General features: G+C 60.8%; 20 protein-coding genes. 14 read left to right on the top strand and 6 right to left on the bottom strand.

Translation table 11 applies throughout. From position 1 onward, the window contains the following. Positions 1 to 126: 126 nt before the first annotated feature. Both ACVIHF_RS12255 and ACVIHF_RS12250 read right to left on the bottom strand, forming a co-directional pair. The gene (locus ACVIHF_RS12255) at positions 127 to 1,266 is read right to left on the bottom strand and encodes a CapA family protein (RefSeq protein ID WP_456780711.1); all 1,140 of its coding nucleotides are present in this window, start codon (positions 1,264 to 1,266) and stop codon (positions 127 to 129) included. 3 nt (positions 1,267 to 1,269) lie between these two features. Further along, positions 1,270 to 2,277 (bottom strand): ribonuclease Z, encoded by a 1,008-nt coding sequence (locus ACVIHF_RS12250; protein ID WP_456780712.1) that lies wholly within the window; start codon positions 2,275 to 2,277, stop codon positions 1,270 to 1,272. A gap of 222 nt (positions 2,278 to 2,499) precedes the next feature. Here ACVIHF_RS12250 and ACVIHF_RS12245 point away from each other — a divergent pair, with 222 nt between their 5' ends. Further along, positions 2,500 to 2,949: a YbhB/YbcL family Raf kinase inhibitor-like protein gene (locus tag ACVIHF_RS12245; RefSeq protein ID WP_157341714.1), complete on the top strand. Its 450-nt coding sequence runs from the start codon at positions 2,500 to 2,502 to the stop codon at positions 2,947 to 2,949. Between the two features lie 445 nt (positions 2,950 to 3,394). Here the strand turns inward: ACVIHF_RS12245 and ACVIHF_RS12240 are convergent, their stop codons facing one another. Further along, positions 3,395 to 4,111 carry an SAM hydrolase/SAM-dependent halogenase family protein gene (locus ACVIHF_RS12240; protein WP_456792144.1) on the bottom strand — a complete coding sequence of 239 codons (717 nt, stop codon included), beginning with the start codon at positions 4,109 to 4,111 and terminating at the stop codon, positions 3,395 to 3,397. 238 nt (positions 4,112 to 4,349) lie between these two features. Here ACVIHF_RS12240 and amrS point away from each other — a divergent pair, with 238 nt between their 5' ends. The 4 genes from amrS (at position 4,350) to ACVIHF_RS12220 (ending at position 9,260) form a co-directional block, all read left to right on the top strand. Further along, complete coding sequence (gene amrS / locus ACVIHF_RS12235) at positions 4,350 to 5,471, top strand: AmmeMemoRadiSam system radical SAM enzyme (protein WP_456792143.1); 1,122 nt, start codon at positions 4,350 to 4,352, stop codon at positions 5,469 to 5,471. 50 nt (positions 5,472 to 5,521) lie between these two features. After that, on the top strand, positions 5,522 to 5,878 hold the full coding sequence (locus ACVIHF_RS12230; protein ID WP_456780715.1) for an Mth938-like domain-containing protein: 357 nt from the start codon (positions 5,522 to 5,524) through the stop codon (positions 5,876 to 5,878). A 593-nt stretch (positions 5,879 to 6,471) separates the two neighbouring features. Further along, positions 6,472 to 6,924 (top strand): (2Fe-2S)-binding protein, encoded by a 453-nt coding sequence (locus tag ACVIHF_RS12225; RefSeq protein ID WP_157341720.1) that lies wholly within the window; start codon positions 6,472 to 6,474, stop codon positions 6,922 to 6,924. A gap of 2 nt (positions 6,925 to 6,926) precedes the next feature. After that, a complete protein-coding gene (locus tag ACVIHF_RS12220) occupies positions 6,927 to 9,260 on the top strand; it encodes a molybdopterin cofactor-binding domain-containing protein (protein WP_456794086.1) in 2,334 nt (777 codons plus the stop codon). A 175-nt stretch (positions 9,261 to 9,435) separates the two neighbouring features. Here the strand turns inward: ACVIHF_RS12220 and ACVIHF_RS12215 are convergent, their stop codons facing one another. The 3 genes from ACVIHF_RS12215 to ACVIHF_RS12205 all read right to left on the bottom strand — a co-directional run bounded on the left by ACVIHF_RS12215 (position 9,436) and on the right by ACVIHF_RS12205 (position 12,329). After that, positions 9,436 to 10,017: a QcrA and Rieske domain-containing protein gene (locus tag ACVIHF_RS12215; protein WP_157341724.1), complete on the bottom strand. Its 582-nt coding sequence runs from the start codon at positions 10,015 to 10,017 to the stop codon at positions 9,436 to 9,438. 17 nt (positions 10,018 to 10,034) lie between these two features. After that, the gene (locus tag ACVIHF_RS12210) at positions 10,035 to 10,490 is read right to left on the bottom strand and encodes a hypothetical protein (RefSeq protein ID WP_456780716.1); all 456 of its coding nucleotides are present in this window, start codon (positions 10,488 to 10,490) and stop codon (positions 10,035 to 10,037) included. A 108-nt stretch (positions 10,491 to 10,598) separates the two neighbouring features. Beyond that, positions 10,599 to 12,329 carry a PQQ-dependent dehydrogenase, methanol/ethanol family gene (locus tag ACVIHF_RS12205; RefSeq protein WP_157341956.1) on the bottom strand — a complete coding sequence of 577 codons (1,731 nt, stop codon included), beginning with the start codon at positions 12,327 to 12,329 and terminating at the stop codon, positions 10,599 to 10,601. A 1,330-nt stretch (positions 12,330 to 13,659) separates the two neighbouring features. Between ACVIHF_RS12205 and ACVIHF_RS12200 the strand changes: the two genes are divergently transcribed. The 9 genes from ACVIHF_RS12200 (at position 13,660) to ACVIHF_RS12160 (ending at position 25,175) form a co-directional block, all read left to right on the top strand. Beyond that, a complete protein-coding gene (locus ACVIHF_RS12200; RefSeq protein WP_253609060.1) occupies positions 13,660 to 15,042 on the top strand; it encodes an ABC transporter substrate-binding protein in 1,383 nt (460 codons plus the stop codon). Positions 15,043 to 15,263: 221 nt separating this feature from the next. Next, on the top strand, positions 15,264 to 17,549 hold the full coding sequence (locus ACVIHF_RS12195; RefSeq protein ID WP_456780717.1) for a hypothetical protein: 2,286 nt from the start codon (positions 15,264 to 15,266) through the stop codon (positions 17,547 to 17,549). Beyond that, positions 17,546 to 18,436: a branched-chain amino acid ABC transporter permease gene (locus ACVIHF_RS12190; RefSeq protein WP_157341733.1), complete on the top strand. Its 891-nt coding sequence runs from the start codon at positions 17,546 to 17,548 to the stop codon at positions 18,434 to 18,436. The genes ACVIHF_RS12195 and ACVIHF_RS12190 overlap by 4 nt, the downstream gene beginning before the upstream one ends. Continuing rightward, positions 18,433 to 19,443: a branched-chain amino acid ABC transporter permease gene (locus tag ACVIHF_RS12185; protein ID WP_253609062.1), complete on the top strand. Its 1,011-nt coding sequence runs from the start codon at positions 18,433 to 18,435 to the stop codon at positions 19,441 to 19,443. The genes ACVIHF_RS12190 and ACVIHF_RS12185 overlap by 4 nt, the downstream gene beginning before the upstream one ends. Further along, positions 19,440 to 20,213: an ABC transporter ATP-binding protein gene (locus tag ACVIHF_RS12180; RefSeq protein WP_253609063.1), complete on the top strand. Its 774-nt coding sequence runs from the start codon at positions 19,440 to 19,442 to the stop codon at positions 20,211 to 20,213. The genes ACVIHF_RS12185 and ACVIHF_RS12180 overlap by 4 nt, the downstream gene beginning before the upstream one ends. 2 nt (positions 20,214 to 20,215) lie before the next feature. After that, positions 20,216 to 20,935: an ATP-binding cassette domain-containing protein gene (locus tag ACVIHF_RS12175; RefSeq protein WP_157341740.1), complete on the top strand. Its 720-nt coding sequence runs from the start codon at positions 20,216 to 20,218 to the stop codon at positions 20,933 to 20,935. A gap of 54 nt (positions 20,936 to 20,989) precedes the next feature. Further along, positions 20,990 to 22,129 carry a hypothetical protein gene (locus ACVIHF_RS12170; RefSeq protein ID WP_456780718.1) on the top strand — a complete coding sequence of 380 codons (1,140 nt, stop codon included), beginning with the start codon at positions 20,990 to 20,992 and terminating at the stop codon, positions 22,127 to 22,129. Between the two features lie 54 nt (positions 22,130 to 22,183). Beyond that, the gene (locus ACVIHF_RS12165; RefSeq protein WP_456792142.1) at positions 22,184 to 22,522 is read left to right on the top strand and encodes a hypothetical protein; all 339 of its coding nucleotides are present in this window, start codon (positions 22,184 to 22,186) and stop codon (positions 22,520 to 22,522) included. A 52-nt stretch (positions 22,523 to 22,574) separates the two neighbouring features. Beyond that, complete coding sequence (locus tag ACVIHF_RS12160) at positions 22,575 to 25,175, top strand: hypothetical protein (protein WP_456792141.1); 2,601 nt, start codon at positions 22,575 to 22,577, stop codon at positions 25,173 to 25,175. Positions 25,176 to 25,476: the final 301 nt, after the last annotated feature.

Genomic DNA, 25,476 nt, shown 5'->3' with positions numbered 1-25,476 from the left:
GGACATCATCCTCTCAATGCGGGTCCGCAGCAAGTGCACACCCGAACGTCGCCGATCTGCGCTTGAAAACCGCTCGGTACTGCATGGCCATCCCGATCATTGGCCCAGACCCATATCGCTTTACATTCAGCCAGGCCCGGCAACTGCAAGCTGTCCTTCTGAACCAAGGATGAGTCTAGTTTCGAACTTTCGACACTCCCGATCCAGTGTCCGCTGGATCCATTCGATATCCCGCCGCGCCGGAATGGAGAGACGGAAGTTCCTGATCTGGAGCGGAATCAAGTTGAGCGCGTGAAGACAGCCATCGGTCGCATCGAGGTCGGCCAAATACATCAACACCAGGTCGTCCCGGTAGCGCTCGTAACCTCGAATCCCCTCATAGTCGTTCAGAAAATCACCGCAGCCATACAGTATGAGACGATCCCGATAGATTTCGATCGCTCTCGGATGGTGCGACGAATGCCCGTGGACGATCGACACATTCGCCTGGTCGATGAGTGTTCGGGCAAAGATCATCTGTTCGTCCGGAATGCAATATCCCCAATTGGACCCCCAATGGATCGAAACGACGATCAGATCATCCGGCCTCTTGAGCGCCACGATTCGATCGGCAATCTCTGAGGCGCTCGCTTCGGACAGGTCAGGAAGCAGGTTGACGCCTGGAGCGCTCTCGGTTGCGGCCCATTCCATGGGAATGCCGCTCGATGTCGAGCCGAACGAAAAGATCAGAAGCCGGGCATAGGCAAGATTGAGCACGGCCGGAGCGCTGGCTTCGCGATCGTTGCGCCCCGCGCCAGTCGCCCTGATGTCGAGCTTTTGTAAGGTTGCCAGCGTTTCCTCTAGGCCTGGGCGCCCATAATCAAGCACATGGTTGTTGGCCAGCACACAGCAGTCGATCTTGGCGGCCGCCAGACAATCTGCATTCTCGGGGCTCATGCAGTAGTTGACGGCCTTGCGCGCGCGGTCCTTGCTGCGGGTCACAGCCGTTTCGAGGTTGATGATCCGCGCGTCCGGCCGCATGCGCGCCAGCAGGTCCAGTGCTGCGCCCCAAACGTAGGACGGCCCATTACGCCGTGGAATGAGCCCGTTTTCCTGCTCGGCGAGCAGCACATATCTCTCCGCCGATCGCACGGATTGCTCGTGAATTTCGGGGCTGCACGGATGCGCCAACACCTGGTCGATGCCACGACCGCACATGACGTCTCCGCATAGAAAGAGACGGAGCGATTTTCGATATCCAGCGGGCAAATATATTTCCTCAGGCATGGTCTAGCAGTGAGCCCCCCTGAACGCCGCCATCACTTCAGCAAGCATCCGTTGCTGCTCCCCCACATAACGTGGAGAGAAGTGAAACGGCTCGACGCGACGCACATTGGCTTCTCGAGCAATTTCTCCAGCAGCTGTGGTCGTGAGATGGGCCCGGTGCCTCGCCAGCGCATCGTCCGCTCCTGCAAACGCCGCTTCGATGAAGAGGATATCCGCGTTCTGCACGAGCGCTACGATGGCGCCACGATTGGCCGGCGTATCGGCGACGTCGGTAACATAGCCAACTTTCTGTCCGACCGTGACGGTCAGGAGATCACGCAAGGCCCCAAGTGGAACGAGCCGATTGTCCGAAACTGCCGATCCATCGATCTTGATCAAATGATCGTCCGCGCGCCGTTCGACCACGGCCTGCTTGAGTGAGCGCAACCACGGACCAACGGGCAGCCCGCGCTCCAACAACCGGTTCTTCCAGACATTGACATGCGCCGCCTCCTGCAGCGCAAAGGCAAGGCAGGGCGTACCGTGTTCAAGGATCACGGCTGACACGCGATGGGTCGGTTCGTCGCAGATCACCCCGGCAACGGTTTTGCGAGAGACTGAGGCCTCTGCGACGAAAGCCTTCCTTAGCCCGAACCGCGTGCTCAAGATGGAATTCGCCGCTTCGAGTTCGTTCACGACGAAGACAAGATCGCTAGAATAGGTTTCGACCAGATTCCAGCGATAGGCCTGAAGCTTGTGAAAGACGCGCTCGGTAAAGCCGGACGGACCAAAGAGCTGCACGGACTTCTCGTGCCCGACAAGCAACCGAAGCAGGTGGTCGAATCCAACGAAATGATCGACATGCTCGTGCGAAACGAAGACTTGCTCGATGCGTCGCAACTTCCGCGGCGGCAACGAAAAAATCTCACCGATATCGAACAGCAGGCTGCGCCTCTCGAACAGCGTCTCCACATACACTGTCGGGTCGCCGTAGCGACCATTGACCAAGTTTGGATGAAAAAGCGGTCGCATGGCAAGCCATCCTACCGCAGCAGCCCGATGGGTCTTCCGATTTAAGCAGACTTTATGGATTTCGCACTCGCCAAAATCGAGCTATACCGCCGCGAGGCGCTCGCCAGCGAGGTTCCGCCGATCGGTCGGGCGAGGTCGCCCGTCTGCGGAGGAACTCGTCAATTCCGAGCCTAGCGAGCCTAAATCCGAGCCTATGTCTCCTGCAACCTGATGGAGGGAGCCATGAAACTCGTTTCAAGCGCCTTCACCGATGGAGCGCAAATTCCGAGACGGTTCACCTGCGACGGAGAAGACCTTTCGCCAGCCCTGCAATGGTCTGATGCACCAGGTGGAACGAAAAGTTTTGCCTTGCTCTGCGACGACCCAGATGCACCCGCTGGCACGTGGCACCATTGGGCGGCTTACGATCTTCCAGCAGTCCTAACGGAGCTCGCGGAGGGTGCCGCGCGGAACAAGAATGTGAAGCAGGCGGTCAATGATTTTCGGAAAGTAGGCTATGGTGGCCCGTGTCCGCCCTCCGGCCATGGGCCTCATCACTATCACTTCCGGCTGCTTGCCCTCTCGACCGACCAGCTTCAGGCAAAGGCCAACGCGTCCTGCCGCGACATCGAACGAGAGGCGCGAAAGTCCTTAATCGCGGAAGCGATCCTCGTCGGTTGGTATGAGAGATAGCGACAGCAGCCGGCGTTGGGGCCGTCCGACGATTCAGTTGTCATCAGCTCAGTTGTCATCAGCACAACCTTTGCCGCGCTTCCAGATACCGCCATCGCAGCACCGTGCCAGGCAATAGAATGCTGGGCCTCTTAGGCCGACTCCTATCGGGACTGCGGCGAGCACCGCAGCCACAGATTTATCCCATTGAAATAACGGAGAATTTTGGGCGAGATATCCGTACCTGAGTCGATCAGAGGACTGGGGTTCATAATGATCGCGATTACTGCACCCGATATTTGCTCGCATAGTGTCTGCCGAGAATCTTGCGGGTCTGATCGGCCAGTCGCTTGTTGCCAGTCGCCGGTGGCTTAGCGTGGCGCTTACGTGGCTTCGGCCAATCCGTTCTCGAGCTCTGCTTTCTTGGCATGCGCATATCCAGATCAAGGTTGTGAGGGGACCGCCTTCAAGAGACGATCTCGACCGGGATGCCGATCACGAGACCAAGATCGCAGTCCGCGCGTCCCTGGTTGACGGCGATTTCGGCGAGCCCGTTCGAATTCTCGTACCAAAAGGCTCCGCCTGGCAGCCGATCGCTGAAGGTCCTCTTGCGCTCGAATACTCGCCCCGCCGCGGCAAGCCTTGCGTCGGGCGTCAGCTTGGTCGCCCTCACCCCGGTCATGGCATTGCCGAAATGGTCGACGTAAACGATCTCGAAGAGGTCGTCCGGCCAATCTGCGCGGCGATCAGCGCAATCATCGCGCGGCTGGCCGGGTGGCGCCAGCATGGCTGCGACCGGTGCGAAGAGGTCGCGCCCGTGAAAGCTGGCCGAGAGGGACTCCAGCCTCCAGTCGATGTCCCAGCTGCGCGTCTTTGTGGCACGGCGCAGGACTAACTCGAACAAGCCGTTGCCGGGGCCGACGTACCACCGGCCGTCGGCCTGGAGCACAATAGCCGGGCATGTCCCGCCGACGCCGGGATCGACGATGCAGAGAAAGACGGTTCCCACCGGAAACCAGGCGGCATAGACCGCCAGGAGGTAAGCCGAAGCCTTGGGATTGCCCACGGGCGCATCGGCGAAGAGGTCGATAGCGGGAACGCCCGGCGCCATCTGGTGCAGCACCGCCCTCACCTGACCCGTATAGGGGCCGTGCAACCCGAAATCGGTGAACAGCACAATCATGTTGTCTTGCTCCCGTGGTTCCCCACGCCGCAACTTCACGGTGCGAGCACTCCTGGACATCAGCGGCCGATATCGCCGACGGTTCGGCCTACGATCTTCGCCCGACAGGGAGTAGAATAAGCTGACGCACACGGGCGCTCATACCCGCAGGCGGGCCCCGGCTGAACATCGTCGCGCAACTCTGTCACGCCGTTGGCCAAAAACTGGGGTTAGCCCAGTGATCGACACGACGAAATCTATGACCGAACCCGAGCGTTTGGAAGGCTTTCCTGGCCGCTACTGGCACCGGCTCGAAGACGGCCGTATCCAGTGTGACATCTGCCCGCGCTATTGCAGGCTTAACGAAGGTCAGCGCGGCCTGTGCTTCGCGCGCGGTCGGCAGGATGACCGGATCGTGCTCACGACGTACGGCCGCTCCTCAGGATTCTGTGTCGATCCAATCGAGAAGAAACCACTGAACCACTATTTGCCCGGAACTCCCGTGTTGTCCTTCGGGACCGCTGGGTGCAACCTGACGTTCAAATTCTGCCAGAACTGGGATATCTCCAAAGGGCGAGAGCTCGATCGCCTACAGGACGCAGCCTCACCTGAAGATATCGTGGAGGCTGCGATTGCGACGGGCTCGCGCTCCATCGCCTACACCTACAACGACCCCGTCATCCTCCTCGAATACGCCGTGGACGTTGCAAAGGCGGCGCGCCGGCGCGGGATCAAGAACGTGGTGGTCACGGCAGGCTACATTGACGCAGCGGCGCGCGAGGAGCTCTACGGCTTCATGGACGCCGCCAATGTCGACCTCAAGGCCTTCACCGAAGAGTTCTACAAGCGGCTATGCACCGGTCGTCTCGGCGCCGTCCTCGAGACGCTCGAATATCTCAGGCAAAGGGCCAAGGTTTGGTTTGAGATCACAACGCTGCTAATCCCAGGCCACAACGACAGCTCGGAAGAGGTGACGAAGCTAAGCGAATGGGTGATGACGAGGCTAGGACCTGACGTGCCCTTGCATTTCACCGCCTTCCATCCTGACTACAAGATGTCGGATCTGCCGCGTACGCCGGCCTTCACGCTGACGACGGCTCGCGATATCGCGCGCAAGGTCGGCTGCATTTCGTCTACACCGGGAATGTCTATGACGAGAGCGGTCAAAGCACGTATTGCCCTGGCTGCAGTGAGCGGGTCATCGGCCGAGATTGGTATGACATCACCAGCTGGCGGCTCACCGCGGATGGCTGTTGCAGTATTTGCTCCACCGCAATCCCTGGCTTGTTCGAGGCACGCCCGGGCAGCTGGGGGCGGCGGCGCGCCCCGATCCGGATCGGCCGACGGCAACTCGCTTGAGCGAGGATCATGCCAGCGCTGAGGCGCCTCACTGCTGCGTGTCGGAGCGGGAGACTGATTGAGGAGGTCACTATGACGATTGACAGCACCATATTCGGCGCGATTACGATTGACGGAAGAACCTATGAGCACGACGTTGTCGTTCGTCTTTCCGGCGAGGTTGTGAAGCGGAAAAAGAAGCTATCAAAGAGGCTCTACGGCACTTCGCACGTGCTTTCAGAAGACGAGGCAAGATTTCTCTTCGAGAAAGGGTGCGACCAGGTCGTCATTGGCTCGGGTCAGATGGGCAACGTGCACTTGTCACCGGAAGCTGAAGCCTATTTCGAAAGAAAAGGCTGCCTGGTTTTGTTGAAGCCGACACCCGAGGCGATCCAGATGTTCAACCGCTCGCGCGCAAGGAGGATCGGGCTCTTTCACGTGACCTGTTGACCCTCGCGAAGGCCAACAGGAAATATGATCCGAATGCCGTGCTGATGACCGGGACAAGGATGTTCGGCTGAAAGTAGTTCATCCGAACGACCCGTTGCGCGACGAGCGCTGCGGATCGAAAACCGGCGGGGTTCGTGACCACGAGCGCGGATTCGGATTGGAAATCCGATTCTGTTGGAGTGCATCGTGCTGGCGGTCCCACCATGCGGATCTGATCTGCTGTCCGCAGTTGCCGACCGAGGCGTTTTCTCGCCGCTGCCGCGGAGTCTCAGACCTCGTTCGCTCGAAAGTTAAAAAGCTTCGGCAATAGTTGCTCCCCTTCAAACAGGAAAAAAATAGCCAGCTCTACGTCAATTTCTGATAACATCCCAACCCGCGACGAAGGTCCGCCTGCACAACAACCAAGAATTCAATAGGAGCAGGAGGCATGCGCAAGAACAGACAACCGAACAGGTCCTGCAATGAGGTTTGTCAGCCTTCCTGACACGGTTGAACCGTGCGGGAAGTCGAGCGGTTGACGCAGGCAAATGGAAGCACGTTCCCGCTTGCGCCGAACTGGGCCTCAGCAGCTTAGGAAGAGCGGAGGGACGATCATGATAAAGTTGAAGATTAATGGCCAGGAACAGAGCTGGGATGGCGCCCCAGATCTACCGCTACTTTGGTTTCTACGCGATGAGGTGGGATTGACCGGGACCAAGTTTGGCTGCGGCCAAGCCCTCTGCGGCGCTTGCACCGTCCTCGTCGACAAGGAGGCCGCACGCGCGTGTATCACCTCGGTTTCCGACGTGGTCGGCCGGGAGGTCACGACGATCGAAGGGCTCCATCCGACGGGCGATCATCCGGTTCAGAAAGCATGGCGCGACCTCAACGTCCCGCAATGCGGCTATTGCCAGGCCGGTCAAATCATGCAGGCGGCTGCGCTGCTGATCCAAAATCCAAAACCATCTCGCGACCAGATACGCGAAGCGATGGCAGGCAACATCTGCCGCTGCGGCACGTACCAGCGTATCGAAAACGCCGTCCATCTCGCATCGACGGAGGTGTGACCATGAATATCCTGACCAATCCCAACAAACTCCGTGGCTTTGAACGACATATCAAGGTCGAGAAAGTCAAAGTCGAGAACGTTTCGCGTCGCAGCATCCTTAAGGGTCTCGGCATCGCCGGCGGCTTCGTGCTCGCCGCTCCCGTGATGTCACGCCCTGCTTTCGCGGCGTACAAGACCGGCGCGGGCGAGATGCCGCACGGTACCGTGGTCGACCCGCAGGTTTTCGTGTCGATCGCACCAGATGGAATCGTCACGATCGTCGCGCATCGCTCCGAGATGGGAACGGGCGTCCGAACCAGCCTGCCGTTGATCGTAGCCGAAGAAATGGGAGCCGACTGGTCGCGCGTCCGCGTCCAGCAGGCGCATGGCAACGAAGTCAAATATGGCAACCAGGACACTGACGGATCACGCAGCACGCGGCATTATCTGATACCGATGCGCCAGATCGGCGCTTCGGCGCGCACGATGCTGGAAGCCGCGGCGGCGAAACGCTGGGGCGTGCCGGCCGCCGAGGTGAAGGCCATCAATCACGAGGTGGTCCATGATGCGACCGGACGCCACATCGGATTTGGCGACTTGGCCGCCGATGCAGCGAAGCAGCCGGTGCCGAGCATCGAAGGTCTGAAACTCAAGGACCCGAAGGATTTCCGCTACCTCGGCAAAGGCGAGATCCGCATCGTAGACCTCCGCGATATTACGGTCGGCAAGGCGCAGTACGGCGCCGATGTCCGCCTGCCGGGCATGAAGTATGCCGTGATAGCCCGGCCGCCGGTAACCGGTGGCAAACTCGTTTCCTTCGACGGGGCCGAGGCCATGAAGGTTTCAGGCGTCGAAAAGGTCATGGAGGTCAAAGGATGGCCGTGGCCCTCCAAGTTCCAGCCGCTCGGCGGGGTGGCGGTGATCGCGCGCAACACCGGTTCCGCTATGAGGGGGCGCGACGCGCTGAAGATTGTCTGGGACGACGGACCCAACGGCAAATACGAGTCGGTCGCCTATCGGGCCCAGCTCGAGGAGGCCGCACGCAAGCCGGGGCTAATCGTGCGCAAGGAAGGGGATGTCGACGCAGCCCTAAAGGGCGCCGACAAGGTGATCGTGGGTGAATACTACCTGCCGCATCTTGCCCATGTCACCATGGAGCCGCCCACCGCGGTCGCAGACGTTAAGGGTGACAAGGCGGAGATCTGGGGACCCTTGCAAAGCCCGGGAGGAACGCGCGAAGACGTCGCGAAAACACTCGGCATTCCCGAAGAGAACGTGACCGTCAACGTCACGCTGCTCGGCGGCGGATTCGGGCGCAAGTCGAAGTGCGATTACGCGCTCGAAGCGGCCCTGCTTTCAAAAGAGCTCGGCGCGCCGGTGAAGGTGCAGTGGACGCGGGAAGACGACGTCCGTAACGGCTTCCTCCACACAGTGTCCGCGGAACGCATCGAGGCAGGCCTTGACAAGAACGGCAAGGTGATCGCATGGCGGCACCGCAGCGTTGCGCCGAGCATCGCCTCGACCTTTAAGGCCGATATGGTGCATGAGGCGCCCTTCGAGCTCGGCATGGGCCTTATCGACATGCCGTTCGAGATCGCCAACATCCAGTGCGAGAACCCGGAAGCAACGGCGCATACCCGCATCGGCTGGTTCCGTTCGGTGTCGAATATCCCGCACGCCTTTGCCGTGCAGTCCATGGTCGGCGAGCTTGCGCACGCCACCAATCGCGACCAGAAGGACATGCTGCTGGAGCTCATCGGCTCTCCACGGATCGTCAATCTCTCTTCCGTGAAGGACTACTGGAACAACGGCGAGCCCTACGACAGCTATCCCATCGATACCGCCCGACTTCGCAAGGTGGTCGAACTCGTCGCGGAAAAGGGCGGCTGGGGACGGTCCGTACCCAAAGGACACGGGCTCGGCATTGCCGTGCACCGGAGCTTCGTCAGCTACATCGCGACCATGGTCGAGGTGTCTGTTGACGACAAGGGCAAGCTCACGGTGCCCCGGGTCGACACCGCCATCGATTGCGGAACATACATCAACCCGGAGCGCATCCAGGCTCAGATCGAGGGCGCTGCCATCATGGGCCTGAGCCTCGCCAAGCATGGCGAGATCACCTTCAAGGACGGCAAGGTGCAACAGGGCAATTTTGACAATTTCCCTGTGGTCCGGATCGACGAGGCCCCGCTTGTAACCAACGTCCACATCGTGCCTCCCGGCCCCGATACCCCGCCGAGCGGCGTCGGCGAGCCGGGCGTGCCCCCGTTCGCGCCGGCGTTGATCAATGCCATCTTCGCAGCGACCGGCAAGCGCATCCGGGCGCTGCCGATCGGCAAGCAACTCGAGGCGTGAAGGTGGGTTAACCCAAAAGAATGCGGCGGACCGAAAGGTCCGCCGCAAGGAGCGGATTCCGTCGGCTTTAATCGAGAATTCTCGCCGAAGGGCCAACACATCGAGCGCGACATCGCCGAGATGAGCCTGTTCATCCTGCTCTCGGCGCTTCGACAGTCTCAATGTGAGGCGCGGATCAGCCTTGCGTGGCACCGACGCGCCCCGAAAAGGTCGAAGCGACCGTCACGACGCCGTCCTTGAGCTTCAGCCCGAGCGCCGCAAGTGGACGCGGAGCCGGCCCACCGATCACCTCGGCGGCGTTTCTGGGATCGAAGATGGAGGCGTGGCAGGAACAGACAAGCGCGTTGCGCTCCTTCGACCACGCGTTCACTGGGCAGCCTTGGTGCGTGCAGATCGCCGAATAGGCAACGACGCCGTCTGCGGCCCGCGCCCGCGTCTCATCGCTCAGTGCGGCGGGGTCGAACCTCGCCAGGATCACCAGATTGAGGCGGTTGTCGCTGCGCACCGTGCCGTCCGGAGCCATCGGATAGGCTTGCACCTGCGGACCGCCGAGCGCAAGGTCCTCCGCCCGCACCACTTCTCCCTTCTTCGGACCGGTCAGAAACGCGAAGCGATCGTCCGGCGCCGGGGGCTTGGCAGCCTCGCCCTCCTCGGCCGTGCACGCGGGACCGGCCAACATCAGCAGCGGCGCAAGCGCCAGCCCGAGGATCGTTCGACGCTTGTAGCAGCGACGGTGCAGCCAATCATCACAAGGCATGCGGCCCACTCCTTCGATTATTCGGTTCCATTGACGTTCGCGATCAGGCGCAGCGACACCATTGCCAGCTCGTCGGGGCCATGGATGTAGCCGACCCTAAAGTAGCCATTGATCGGGTGTCTGCCGGGCTTTGTGGCCCGCACGCCGATTGCGAAGTCGAGCCCGCCCTCCTGGACGGTGCCTCGCACCACACGACGCTCAAACGTCACCCCATCGTCAAACGACGAGAGCTCGATCACGCGATTGTTGTAACCCTGGAGAACGCGGTAGCCGTCGCGAATGCGCAACGTGGCGTGCAGCACGGCCGGTTCACCAACCTTGGCGGACAGCTCGGCCACCTCGACCGCGTAGGCGGGCGATTCATCGGCCCGCGCCCGTTCGCCCCCCAGCAATGCCGGAAAGGTCACCAACGCGGCGATCAGTGCTAAGGCAGAGGAGCGGATCAGCAGCGATCCAGCTCGAACATGGTGCATCGTCAGAATTCCTAAGAGGTGAGGCCCGACCAGGTTGCTTGGCAAGACAACGAAACCCAGCCGGACGAGAAGCCGACCGCCATTGCTGGCGGCCGGTCAACCATGGACTCACTTGGAGACGGCGAAGACCCAGACGACGCCGCCCTGCGGCACGTCCTTCTGCCAACCTACCAGCTCGCTCATCAGCCCCTGCTGGAAGGCCGCGTCGACCCCGTAGCCGGACTGCACCGCTACATACTGCACGCCATTGACCTCGTAGGTCGAAGGCGGCGCCATGATCCCGGAGTTGGTCCTGAAGTGCCAAAGCTGCTCGCCGGTCTTGGCATGGTAAGCGCGGAACTCCCGGTCGTTGGTGCCGCCGGTGAAGAGCAGGCCGCCGCCGGTGGTAAGTATCGAGCCCCACATCATTGAGGCCGGATACAGGTTGCGCCAAACCCGCTTGCCGCTGTCGACGTCGTACGCCTGAATCTCGCCGTAGAAGCTCGCCTTCGTGTCGACCGAGAAGTGCAGATCCGGGATGGCAACGCCCGTCCACCACTGTCCGGGAACGCGCTCCTCAACTTTGCCTTCCAGGTTGTTGCAGTGGTTCTCGTTGGACGGAATGTAGACCATTCCGGTCTTCGGGTTATAGGCCTCGTACGGCCAGTCCTTGCCGCCCCACAGGCCGGGGCAGAACTGGGCCGCCTTGCCGGTGGCCGGCTTGTGGGCCATGTCGACCTCAGGGCGCCCGGTCTTCGGATCGATGCTCTTGAAGACGTTCTGCGGCACGTAGGCCTGGGCGTTGATGTAGGAGATCCCGCCGTCCGGATTGCGCTTGAACCAGTACAGGTAGCCGTTGCGCGCCGTCTTCAGCAGGCCCTTGGTGGTGGCGCCGTCCTTTTGGAAATCCACCAGCATCGGGGGATTCATCTCATCCCAGTCCCACGACTCGTTCTGATGGTACTGGAAGTAGCTCTTGATTTTGCCGGTATCGCCATCGAGCGCGAGCGTTGAGGAGGTGTATAGGTTGTCGCCCGGCCGCTGATCGCCGAACCATGGCGAGGCATTGCCGGTCCCCCAATAGACCGTGTTGGACTCCGCGTCATAGGTACCGGTCATCCAGGTGGAGGCACCGCCGGTCTTCCAGGTGTCGGGCTTCTGCCAGGTGTCGCTTCCCGGCTCGCCGGGTGCCGGAACCGTATAGGTCTTCCACACCGGCTTGCCGGACTCGGCGTCGAATGCCTGCACGAAGCCGCGCACGCCGAACTCGCCACCCGCCACGCCGACCAGAATCTTGCCCTTCACCACCAGGGGCGCCATGGTCATGTAGTAGCCGGTCTTCCAATCCTCGACCTTCGCCTCCCAGACGACCTTGCCGGTCTTGGCGTCGAGCGCGACCAGCATGGCATCGAGCCCGGCGTGATAAACCTTGTCGCCGTACAGCGCCACGCCACGGTTGGTGTTGTGCAGGGCGCTGAACCCTTCGGGAAGCTTGGGCTTGAAGCGCCAGAGCAGATCGCCCGTGGCCGCATCCAGGGCTATCACCTGGCTGTACGGCGTCGAGACGAACATTACTCCGTTGTTCACGATCGGCGGCGCTTCGTGACCCGAATCCACACCAGTGGAGAAAGTCCACACCGGCGTCAGCGACTTCACGTTGCTGGTGTTGATCTGATCGAGCGAGCTGTAACTCCACCCCTTGTAGGTGCCGCGCGTCATCAACCAGTTGCCCGGCTCCGGATTTTCCAGCCGGGCTGCGGTCACCGGACTGTAATCCTCCATCGGACCGGCGACGAGCGGGGTTGAAGCGAGGGTTGCAAATGTGACAACGGACGATAGAAGCCATTGCTTTCTGGTCATGGACGCCATCTCCCTACGTTCTTCACCCACCCCATGGTGGGTGGTGCGATCGATTGGGCGCGGGAATCCATTACGACCGCGCCCCCTCATCCCGGTTGTGGACACCTACCTTTCCAACAAATGTTGCAGCGACGATAAGCGAGCCGTCTGGCGGCCCGCCGAGCGTCAGATCACTAGGCTTGATGCTTCAACCTGATGGTTCCCTTCGGAGAGAACAAGCAAGTCACCTTTTGCGGGTCGCTCATCACTGCCGGGCTGATGTTCCTGCGCCGCAGCGGACCTATCCGCCGCCAAGAACGCTCCGGTGGCAAGCGCCGTCAGAGGTATCCAGCGTCGCGTTTGCTTCGGACACTGCATTTGTCTTCTCAAGCTCCACCATGAACTTGGAATTCAGCCACATGCAGCTTCACCGCCCGCCTCTCCAAAAGGAGGCCAGCGAACAAATTGCTTCCTCTTTCGCTCGCTACTTCTCGCGGTTAAGCCAGCGTCGCCACAGGCCTTGCACAGTCGCGCCCTGGGTTTGAAGAGCAGAGTCGTGGGAAGCTGCAAACCAACACAAACATCCGCTGCTCGTTCCGTCGCCTGCCAAATTCATTACGGCATGCGATGATCCCCGAGAGCTTGGATCGTGTCCCCAAGGACAATTCGTCAGTTTGGTGCTGGCTTCCGGGGATGGAACAGCTCTTCGACCGACTGCTTCGGGTCCTTGATGCGAGAGCGATCCTTGCGATCGTTCTTCCGTGCTTCGAGCTTCTGCAGGAAACGGAAGCGCGGCGATTGGGGCGCGTGCCCCGATCGGCCGTGCTTGGTCATGCCGAAACCCTTTTGACCGCCATGAGTCATTTGATCCCGACGAAAGCTGTCTGGCTCATTTCTTGCGCCCGAGCTGGCACCGCGGGCCAAGCTTCATGCGGTTCGCCGAAAGCACTATTGGACGGAAAGGATAGCCCTGATCGTCAAGGGGCGCGAGGCCGGGGACGGTCGGTTTGCGAGAACCGAATGCTGCACTGCGGCGGACCGGAATGCGCAAGACATCGCCAGCCTGCGCACCACTTCAGTTCAGCGGACAGCGCCGCAATCAGGGCATCGCGTCCCGGCGCAGCCCCCAACAAGGTTCGATGCCCCCAGCACCCGCCTGGCATGCGGCGGCAATGGATCGGTCGGTGTGTTGGAGTCATGAAATCGCTGACGCCGAACGCGGTGTGCGTCAAAGAGACGTCTAAGACCTGTGGTTTGGCGCGATAGAATGGCCTAAAATGTAGCAATGAGCCCCCCATTAGGAGCTTGACGTGACGAGATCATCAATGTCCTCGACAAGGGAGGATAAACCATGGAGCAGAGAAACGTAGACCGCAGAAGCTTTCTCAATCAACTCGGTGTTGTGGTCGGCAGCGCCGCGGCGGCAACCGCAATACCCGCCGCGAACCCTGCATCGGCGCAAACTCCGGCGGCGCCGAAAGGGAACATTCCCGATAGGCCACTCAGATTTGGTCACATGACCTTCTTGACCGGCCCCGGAGCGGTGCTCGGCGAACCTTCACTCAAGGGCCACATCCTGGCTGCCGAGGAGATCAACGCGCAGGGCGGCATTCTCGGCAAACGCAAGATCGAGACAATCACCGCCGACGAGGCAGCCGGTACAGACGCCAACGTGAAAGAGCTTCGCCGCATGAAGCTCTCCGAAAAAATCGACCTGTTCACCGGAGTCATATCGAGTGGCAACACGCCGGCGCTCGGCCCGGTCGCCGAGGAGCTTGGCGCGCTGACGATTTTCGTCGACGGCTGCACCGATTTTCTGTGGGACAAGGCGGTGCCGAATCCGAAATTCGCGTTCCGCATTACCAACATCCAGTCAGCAGACGGTGTCACTTGCGCACTGGCGGCGGCGCAGACCTGGCCTGAGGCAAAGCGGATCGCGCATATTCACCCGGATTACAGCTATGGCCGCAATGCCTTTGACCATTTCAACATCGCGTTCGGCAAGCTTGTGCCGGGCACCCAGGTCGTCTCGGAGGGTTGGCCGAAGCTCGGCACCACCGACTTCACCGCTCACATCACCAAGGCGATGTCGTCGAATCCAGACCTGATCGTTTCGTCGGTCTGGGGCGGCGATTACGTGGCAATGTACAAGCAAGCCCTGCGTTACGGCATGTTCAACAGCGCGAAGTTTGCAAGCACGATCGCTTTTGGTGTTGCGCCGCATGCAATCGGCAAGGACCACCCGGAAGGCGTGATCGCGGGCGTGCACGCGAACTATTACTTCACCTTCCCGCCGGGAAATCGGTGGCCCGCCAACCAGAGGTTCGTCGAGAAGTACTATAAGCGCTGGAACGAATATCCGAACTTCCAATCGGATGGCGCCTATCACACGCTCTATATGTACAAGACGGCAGTCGAGAAAGCGAACAGACTTACGGGCGGCTGGCCGGAGGAAGAGGCGATCATCAGCCAGCTTGAAGGCATGTATTTCGAGACGGCGGCCGGTGATCTCTACATCCGTCCGGACAATCACCAGGGCTACAAGGACGCGGTGACGGGCTTCAGCAAGATCGTGCCCGAGTACCCGTTCCCAATTCTGGATCCGAATCGGATGGTCACCATTCCGATCCGCAATATCACGGCGCCCCCGCACTGGCCGAAACCGGGCAATGGTCACAATGATCCGACGGCCACTTTCAATTGGATCAAGGAGACCTGGCCGCAGGTCGCTTGAGCGCAGCTATCGAGTCGGACACGCCTTTTCTCGAAGGCGTGTCCGTGTTCTGGGACGGATTTTGATCGGGCGGCCGGCAACGCCACATCCGCGCTGTTCGACCGCAGGGGTCCTGTGCATGCCCTGCGGCGGTCTCGGTGGAGCGGAACATGTCTCTGCGAGCAGCTTCGCGTCGGGCGCAAACGGGTGGCTTGGTGTTGGGGCTGACATGGGCGGTTGTCATGGCGCCGCAATCGGCGCTGGGCGACCACGCGCTAGCTTATTTTCCCTCCTTTTACCCGCATGAAATCCGCATCGAGCCGCTTGATCCGGAGGGAGCGGCTCGCGAGTTCGTCAACAAGACCGATCCGCTTCACGTCTATGTCGGCACCGCACCCCGCTTTTCCGGCCAGATTCCCGAGCATCTCAAGTCGGTCGAGTCGCTGAAGTCGCTGATCACCATCAGCGTCAATCCGAGGTCATCGCGGCTTGAGAGCCGCGAGGCGCGTTGCCAAGCCATCGGACAGGCCGCGGCGGCGCTGGCAGCACCACCTGACGTCATTATTCATCCCTATCCGATCACGCCCTATCACGCCGATTATCTCGGCCACGCAGATCGGCTGGCTCCGGGCACCGCCACGCGCACGCCGACCGATGCGCCCGCGCCGACGTTTCGCGCCGGCGCCGATGCGTCCCTGCTCTCGCCGCAGGCCCGTGTCCAGGCCACCGACTGGGATGTGAGTCTCGATGAGACTTCGGTGAGTGCATTGCAGATCGACGCCGGCGCCGCCTTCAATGGCTGGCCAGCGCCACCCTGGACCAAGGAAGGATGGGTCCAGGCCTACACGTTGCTTCGCCCGGCCCTCAGCCAGGCGAGCGACCGAGAACAGGCGGATGAACTCTATGGGCGCCTCACTCATAACGAGTTCCGGGATCGAACTGAACAGTTCAACCTCGAGCGCGCGCTAGTGGCAGCATTGATCGGCAGTTGCGAGCGCGCCGTGATCGGCTATCGGCTGCGGCAGGAATTCTACACGGATGACTATTCCGACGGCATTGAAAACTTGGCCGTCGATTCGCAGTCCGGGCTGAACTCGGCCGTCTTTCTCAGGACGGTCAAGCTCAAGGATTTTCTCTGGAATGGCCGGCTGCGCGTTGGCATCCATCCACGCCCGAGCGCAGCCTGGAATCCAATCGCTGGCTTCACTGATGCAGCCGGTCGTTTGGTGTGGTCAACCGTCGGCGACAACGCCTTCCTGCCGATTCCCGTTAATAGCCGATGGGTCCAGAACCGCGCCGAAATCCGCATCACGGACGAGTCGAGTATCAAGCGGTCGGTTCGCGTTCCCGACGATGCGCTGATGCCGCAAACTATAACCGGGAGGCTTGCGCCGGTCGGGGCTGGCCATGGTGCAACAGCCAAGGTGCTGTATCGCCTCTCGGCCTCGAATTTCAGCGACGGTTCGGTGATGGAGACGGCCGATTTACTCTATCCGTATGCGCTCGCATTCCGCTGGGGCGCCGGCGGGCAGGATGTGGCGGCCCACGATCCCGAGATCGCCGCAGCCACGCGACTGATACGCGAACGGCTGCGCGGCGTGAAGCTCGTCCGCGTGGAAGAAACCGCGCGGCCGGTCGCCGATCAGACCTTCACCTATCGCACCCCGGTTATCGAGGTCTATCTCGATAACCTCACTTTCGACGAACAGCAGAATGCCCTCATCGCTCCGCCCTGGAGTTCGGTGCCCTGGCACGTGCTTGCGCTGATGGAGGCGACGGTCGAACGAGGCCTCGCAGCCTTCTCGCGCGGCGAAGCTGAGCGACGTCACCTGCCCTGGCTCGACCTCGTCCGCGATCCGGCCCAATTGAAGACATTGCGCGCGCTGATCAAGGAGTTTGCGCAAACCGGCTACCGGCCGGCAGCACTTGAATTGCTGGTCGGCCCGGAGACGGCGAAGGCGCGTTGGCAGCTTCTCGACCGGTTCGTTGAAGCCAACGGTCATTTGCTGGTGACCAATGGGCCCTATCGGCTGAAGGCCTGGTCGCCCGACGCGTTCGTTTTCGAAGTTGTACGGGACTTCACCTATCCCGTCGGTCTCGGCACGTTCAACGGCCTTGCCTATCCGGCACGCGCGCTCATCAGCGGAGTGGAGCGCGCAGGCGATCTCGTGCTGGTCAGCGCCGACGCCGAATTCGCTGTCAAGCAGCAACGCGACCATCGCATCGTCCGCGCGCCGCTGCGGCCCGACACGTTGCGCGGCACGCTGCAGCCTATTCGGCCGGAATCGCACTACGTTGCCGTTGGCCGGGACGGCCGGGTCGCTGCCACCGGAAGCTTGGTGCGACAACCGGACAGTCGCTTTGTTGTATCGCTACCGACCACTCTTCAGTCCGGCGACTTTACGTTGCTCGCGGCGATCTTTCTCGACGGGAATGCAATCAATCCGGCAATCGGACGCATCGAGCTGCGAAACAGCGCCAAGGCAGGGCGAGCCGGGAATGCGACGGACGCGGAGGGAGAACCATGACGATCTTCGTCATCCAGATTCTCAATTCGCTATTTTACGCGGCAGTCCTGTTCCTTATCGCTGCTGGCTTGAGCCTCATCTACGGCGTCATGCGCATCGTGAACCTGGCCCATGGGTCGCTCTATGCGCTCGGCGCCTATGTGTCTGCCTGGATTGTCGGCAGCGCAGTCGGCCACGCGCTGGAAGGAAATCTCGGCCTGGCCGGGATGCTTCTCCTCCTTCCGCTTGGCGCTATTGCCGTCGCGGCTGTCGGCGCGCTGATCGAGCCCACCCTGCTCCGCCCGCTCTATCGACGATCGGAAGAATATCACCTGCTGGTAACGTTCGGCCTGCTCATGATCCTCGAAGATCTCATGAAGCTTCTCTTCGGCCGCACCCCCCTATCGGCCGGCGCGATCATGGATCGGATGGGCAGCATACCCGTCGGTCGCCTGATGTACCCCACTTACAACCTGTTCGTTGTCGCAATCGGGCTTGCTGCTGCTATCGGACTGTGGGCGTTTATCTACCGCACCAAGTTTGGGGTCATCCTGCGCGCTACCTCACAGGACCGACGCATGGCTGCGGCGCTTGGTATCGACGTCAGTCGCGTCTATGTCCAGGCCTTCGCCATCGGCTGCTTCATGGCCGGCCTCGGCGGCGCAGTGGTGGTGCCGGCGCAGGCGGCGGTTCTTGGCCTAGGTATCGAGGTGCTAATTCTGGCTTTTGTGGTCGTCGTGATCGGCGGGCTCGGAAGCTTGCAAGGAGCGCTCGTCGGCGCGTTGATCGTCAGCTTCGTGCGCACCGCCGGTATTCAGTTCTTCCCCGAGATTGAACTCGCAGTTCTTTACCTGATTGCAGCCGCGGTCCTGCTCATCCGTCCCACCGGCTTATTCGGAAGGGCATGACGATGGCGATGACGGAAGGCACTGGGACCTCGATTTGGCGGATCACCATCGGCTCCGCAATCCTGCTCGTGATCCTCGCGTTCCTACCGCAGTTCGTCGAGCCCTATCAGACGGTGCTGCTGACCTACGGTCTTATCATGGCCATTGCCGCACTCGGCTTCAATTTACTGCTCGGCTACACAGGCCTTTTGTCATTCGGCCATTCCGCCTATTTCGGGTCCGGCGCCTATTTGGTGGCCTTCATCATGCGAGACCTCGGCGCGCACTCCATGGAGCTATGCATCGTCGGCGGGATGCTTGGCACGCTCATCATCGCGGCACTTTTCGGATTCGTCTGCGTGCGGCACACGCGCATTTTCTTCGGCATCCTGACGCTGGCGTTGTCGCAGGTTCTCTGGAGCCTTGCCTTCAAGTTCTTCTGGGTGACAGGCGGCACCGACGGCATTCGGGTTCCCTATGCCAATCTCACGCTGTTCGGCGGCCTGGTCGATTTCAAGGGGGCGGGTTCGTTTCAGCGTTTCATCTATGCTTATTATTACTATGTGCTCGTGCTGTTTGCCCTCTCCACGTTTATCATTTGGGTGATCGCGCATTCACCATTCGGGAAGGCCCTACAGGCGATCCGTGACAACGAAACGCGCGCGCAGTTCGTCGGCATCTCTGTACGGCGCTATCGCTGGATCGCTTTCATGATCTCCGGGACCTTTACGGGACTGGCAGGGATCCTGTGGGTCCCGCTCAACGGTCTCACCACGCCCGACATTCTCTATTGGCCATTCTCGGGCGAGATCGTGTTCATGAGCGTGCTGGGCGGATTCCGCTCCTTCACCGGTCCGATTGTCGGCGCCGTGGCGTTCAACTACCTGAAGACCTACGCGATCGCCAGCACCGAATATTGGCAGCTTCTCCTCGGCGTAGTGCTTGTCATCCTTGTCATGGCGCTACCCGCTGGCATCGTCGGAACGACCGCGCGGCTGACTGCAAAGCTCGGGAGATCGACGAAATGACTCTCCTGGAGACGGTCAATCTGAAGAAATATTTCGGCGACACGCACGCTGTCGATGATGTTAACCTGACCATCGCGGAAGGAGAGTTCATTTCCGTGGTCGGCCCCAACGGAGCCGGAAAGACTTCGCTTTGCAACGTCATCAGCGCCTATCTCGCTCCCGACTCCGGAAAAATTCTCTTCAGGGGTCGCGACGTGACCCATTCGTCCGTGATCGAGCGGGTACAAGCCGGCATCGCGCGCAGCTTCCAGCTGGTAAACTTGTTCGACGATCTGACGGCGTTCGACAACGTGGCGTTGGCGATCTTCTCGCGCGATCGCAAGATCCGGAACATGGCAGCGCTCGCCGACCGCGACCGCGGGGTAGCTATCGAAGCTGACACGATTCTCGATCAGTTTGGGCTCGTGAGCAAGCGCAACGAGCCCGCACGAGGTCTCGCGCAAGGCGAACGCAAATTGCTGGATGTCGCGCTGGCCTACGCGCTGCGCCCGAAGCTCCTGTTTCTCGATGAGCCGACTAGCGGGGTGAGCACTCGCGAGAAGGACAAGATCATGGATATCATCGCCTCGGTCGTGCGTGGCGAGGGTATCACCGCCGCGATCATTGAACACGACATGGATGTCGTGTTCAAGTATTCCAATCGAATTGTGGTGATGCACCAGGGAGAGATCCTCGCCCAGGGTACGCCGGACGCCATCAGAACCAATGACGACGTTGCGATGATCCTGCTCGGCTCCTCCGGGCCGAACGCATTTTCACGAAAGGAGTAGTCGTGCTGGAGGTCAAAGCGATCCACACCTATCGCGGCCCCGCCCACATCCTCAACGGCGTTTCCCTGCGCGTGGACAAGCAGGAGGTCGTGTGCCTAGTTGGTCGCAACGGAGCCGGCAAGACCACGACGATCGAGAGCATCATGGGCTTCCTGCCGCTGCAGGCGGGCCAGATTCTTTTTGCCAACGAGGACTTGACCAGGCTTGCCCCACATGAGCGCGCCAAGCGCGGAATCGGCTATTCGCCGGAGGATTGCGGCGTCTTCCCGGATCTGTCAGTCGACGAAAATTTGATGATCAGTCGCTGGCTCGGCGATGAGGTGTCGCGCCGGCGGGACGGGGCTGTGCGTCCAGACCCGCAGACGCAGGCTTTCGGAGTCTTTCCGGAAGTTCAGGATTTGCTGCAACGCCAAGGAATGCATCTAAGCGGCGGTCAACGCAAGATGGTCGCGATCGCACGCGCTATGATGTTGTCGCCGTCCCTTCTCCTGCTCGACGAGGCATTCGAGGGTCTCGCACCGGTCGTGGTCAATCGGTTCACGGAAGCCGTCATGAAGATCAAAGCGATGGGTGTCTCCATCCTGATGGCGGAATCGTATCTTGCCGCTGCGTCCCGTATCGGCGACCGGCTTTATGTGATCGATCGCGGCGAGATCATTTTCCAAGGTTCGCCGAAGGACGCTCGCGCAGATGAAAGGGTTATGAAGGCCTTGCGCGGATGATTGCGCATCGTGGCACTCGCGCGCTACGGACCGTCGGCTTGTTAGGACTGCACCATGAAGAGTCGCGTAACGTTTGGACTTCTGCTGTCAGCTCTAGCCGTAATCGGGCCGGCGCGAAGCGGCCACGAATCGGCGGTGTATCCGTCTTTTTATCCGCATGAGATCGAGATCAGGACCGTCGCCCCTGATGCCGCCAGGGCGCTGCTGCTCCAATCCAAGATCCACGCCTATCTGGGGAACGACGCCCACTTTTCAGATTCGGTGTCGGATTTAAGCAGCGTGAAATCACTTGGGTCCCTGGTGACCGTACGCATCAACCCACAATCGTCGTATGCAAAAGCGGATGCGACCGTCTGCGCCGTCGCGCGTGCGGTCGCTCGAAAAATTACCTCGGACAATCCGGATGTGATCCTGCATCCCTATCCGATCACACCGTTGCATGGAGATTATTTGTACCATGTCGATCTCGCCGAAGCGGCGAAGCGACGCCTGCTCTCCGACACGGAGGCTTCGCCAGCATTCCAGGAACTGAAGCTGAGGGCAGCCGACACTTCCACGAAACGGCTGCTCGGCACCGAGAAGGCGGCGTCGGCGTCCGATTGGGACGTTGAAATCAGGGAAATCAGCCTGTCGGAGCTCGTTAACTCGGCAACAACCGTGATCAACGGCTGGCTTGTCCCGCCACAGGCGAGGAGCGGATGGTACCAGGCCTATCTCGTTCTGCACCAGGCTATCGATGCCGGAGCAAAAGAGCGCGTGGAAGCCGACGTGCAACGAATCCAGTCAGGCGATTTCAACGACCCGGTCGATCGTATCAATCTGGAGCGGGCGGTCGTGACGGCGCTTGTCAGCGATTGCCATCAGGTCATTGTCGGCTACACCCTCAGGCGCGAATATTTCAATACCGAATTCTCGGCCGGAATCGAAAACATCGCGTTCGACTCTCTTATGGGCCTCAACGCACCGATTTTCCTCCGCACGGTCAAGCTGAAGGACTTTCCCTGGAATGGCTGGCTCCGCGTCGGAATCGATGCCCGACCGACGTCGGCCTGGAATCCGATCACAGGCTTTTCGGACCCATTCGGACGACTGATGTGGTCCGCTATCGCGGACCCGGCTCTGTTGCCGTCGCCCTACGACCAGGCCTGGATGGCCAATCGGATCTCGGAGATCCAGGCCACTCCACCGCGATGAGGAATTGCGACGATGCCTTGCAACACAGCTTTTCGCACATGTCTTGTCGGCGCGGTGCTCGCCTGGACAACCAGCACGACGATCATCGGAGCCGGCGCGGAGGAGTTCACATTCGACCTGCACATCGAACGTGGGCGGGTGTCAGAGAACATGTCAGTTATCCGGGTCAAGCAGGGAGATATCGTCAGGCTTCAATGGAGCACGGATCGATCAATCATCCTGCATCTGCACGGTTATGACATCGAAAGAAAGATCGAGCCCGGCGCCATCGGCGTGATGGAGTTCACCGCGCACGCCACCGGGCGATTTCCGGTAGAAGTCCATGGATCGCCCGAGGCCGGCGGCCACCCTCACGGGGACGCTCCACTTGTTCGCATCGAGGTCTACCCGTAGGAAAACTCGTCAGCAGTGCTCGATAACGGCTCGATGCTGGCTGTTCGCAGGCGTGGCCGTGCTCCTGAGCGTCACACCGGCCGGCGCGCACGGCTTCGGCCAGCGTTATGACCTCCCCCTGCCGTTGTCTCTTTATCTCTCCGGCGCCGCTGCCGCAGTCGTGTTCTCCTTCGTGATCGTCGGACTGTTCGTGCGCAGCGCACCGCCGACGCATGCCCATTCGCGCGTCGATCTGTTCGATTATCGGCCCGGAAGAGCCCTCGCGGCGTTTGGCGTTCCGCTCAAGCTAAGCGCTCTCGTTCTGTTTGCCGCGATGCTGCTGGCGGGTTTTCTCGGCGATCAAAATCCTTACCGCAACCTCGCGCCCACCCTCGTCTGGATCATTGCCTGGGTCGGCCTCGCCTATGTATCGGCCCTCGTCGGAGATATCTGGCCGCTCATCAATCCATGGCGGACTGTCTTCGACGCAGCGGAAACGGTCTACAGGCACATTTGCGGCCGCAATCTTGCGCTCGACAAAACCTATCCCCATGCACTCGGCATCTGGCCCGCCGTGCTCCTGCTGCTGGCCTTCTCCTGGACCGAACTCGTCTATCCGACGCCTGCCGTGCCGTCACACATAGCCTCCTTCGCACTTGGCTATTCAGTGCTGACCTGGGCCGGCATGTTCCTGTTCGGCGGCGAGACCTGGCTGCGCCACGGCGAGCTCTTCACCGTCATATTCGGCACCTTCGCCCGCTTGGCGCCGACGGAGATCCGCACCGCCCGGCCGAAACCCCAATTTCTGCTGCGACGATTTGGAACGGGCCTGACCGGTCGCGAGCAGGTTTCGCCATCGATGATGGCATTCGTACTGCTTCTCCTCTCGAGCGTTCTTTACGACGGCCTGATTGCGACTCCCGAATGGTCGGTCGCGGAATCCGCGATCATCGCGCGTTTATCTGATGTCGTCGAGCTCGGCTCAGTGGCACTGCGAAGCATCGGCCTGGTTGGGTTCTGGCTCCTGTTCCTATCAGCCTATTGGATGGTGAGCATCGTCATGAGCGCGGTGACGGAGCGGCATTTTTCATCACGGCAGATCGCCCAGACGTTCGCCCTCACGCTGATCCCGATCGCACTCGGCTATCACCTTGCGCATTACCTCGTATACTTTCTGGTCCAGGGGCAATACATCATTCCGCTGCTTTCCGATCCCTTCGGCTACGGCTGGAACCTGTTTGGGACCGCGAGTTACCGCCCCGACATTGCCATCGTGGGCGCCCGCTTCGCCTGGTACACGGCAGTCGCGGCCGTTCTGCTCGGGCACATCGCGGCCGTCTATCTCGCGCATGTGCAGGCGATGCAGATATTTGCCGCGCGCAAGCTCGCGTTGGCCTCGCAGATTCCGTTAACCGCGCTCATGGTGGTCTACACCTGCATCAGTCTGTCAATCCTAGCCGAGCCGATCGTCGAACGCAGCAGGCCCTCCGCGCAACCAACGGCCGTGGCAGAGAACATGGTGGCAATCCCCGCGGACGCGGTGCTGCCTGACCAGGACAGCGGCCGCCTCCAGGTCATCGGCCCCGGCAAATTCGCCAGGGCGAAACTGATCTATCGTCTGCTCGGCTCCGCGTTCCACGACGGGACGAAGATGACGGCAGCCGATCTGCTCTACCCCTACATCTTTGCATACCGCTGGGGCACTCGCGGCGACGGTCGTGAGACGCATTACGATCAATCAATCGATACAGCGACTGCGCCGATACGTCGCGAGCTTGCCGGATTGCGGGTCGTGGGCAGCGAAACCGCATCCAAATCAATCAGGGTCGGCGACGTCGACTTCCTCCGTGAAGTGTTCACGATCGAGGTCTATACGACCAGCGCACCGACGAGCCCGGAGCGAGAGGCGGTCCCGGCGCCGCCCTGGAGCACGCTGCCCTGGCATCTTCTCGTTCTGATGGAAGAAGCGGTCAGTGGGAACTGGGCGGCATTCTCGCAGACGGAAGCCACTCGCCGCGGCGTCGAATGGCTAGATCTCGTCCGCTCGCAAGCGCTGAACGCGCGGTTCGCGGCCTTGACCGAGAGCTTCGAGCGTGACGGTTTTCGGCCCGAAGCATTGCGCCCGCTCGTCGGCGTTGACGAGGCACGCAGGCGGTGGGCGGCGCTCTCGGCCTTCTACAAGGCCAATGGCCATTTTCTGGTGACCAACGGTCCCTACCAGCTCAAGAGTTGGTCGCAAGACAGCGCCGTGCTCTCTGCGTTCAGGGATTTGAGCTACCCGCTGGGCGTGGGCTCCTATGACTCTTACGCGATCCCGCGTCGCGGATTTATCACTGCCGTGGACTCAACCGACGATGGGGTCCGATTGTCGGGTGACGTCGAAATGATCGACAAGTTTCAGCGCAGGTACCGCCTTAAGCGCGTACCGCTCTCATCCATACCACCGGATGTGCTGAAACGAATGCCCCCGGAATGCCGGTTCGTAGTCGTCGACGATCAAAAGCGTGTGGTGCTCGCCGGCGCTGCCCCTCTTGGCGAAAGCTCCTCGTTCCAATTCGATTTCAAGAACCGGTTGCCGGTCGGCCGCTACACGATGTTCGCAGCCATTACGCTAAACGGCAATGTCATGAATGCCGATATTCGCCAGATACCGATCGTCGTTTCTTCCAACTAAACCGCGAAGAATCCCGGTCCGAGTAAGTGCCGCTTGGAACAGCGGCCGCGCCTGAACCGATCGCCGCGCCCCCATCGAACGAACGCTATCGTAGAAAATCGTAGGCTGGCGCACAAAATCGCAGACATGGTCGCGGGGGAGCGAGGCGCCCCCGACGCTACAGTTTATTATCTTCAGTTTGTTCAAAACGGCGCGCGCCCGGTCCCCTGCTTCGCCCAAGTCCGGCTCTCGCCTTTTCGCACGCTATAGTACGCCGCATTACTCCCTCGGCGGAACGTCTGTTGGACATCTGCTTCCCCGG

The sequence above is a fragment of the Bradyrhizobium sp. USDA 4506 genome, assembly GCF_054058795.1.
This window is presented reverse-complemented; position numbering and strand designations above follow the sequence as displayed.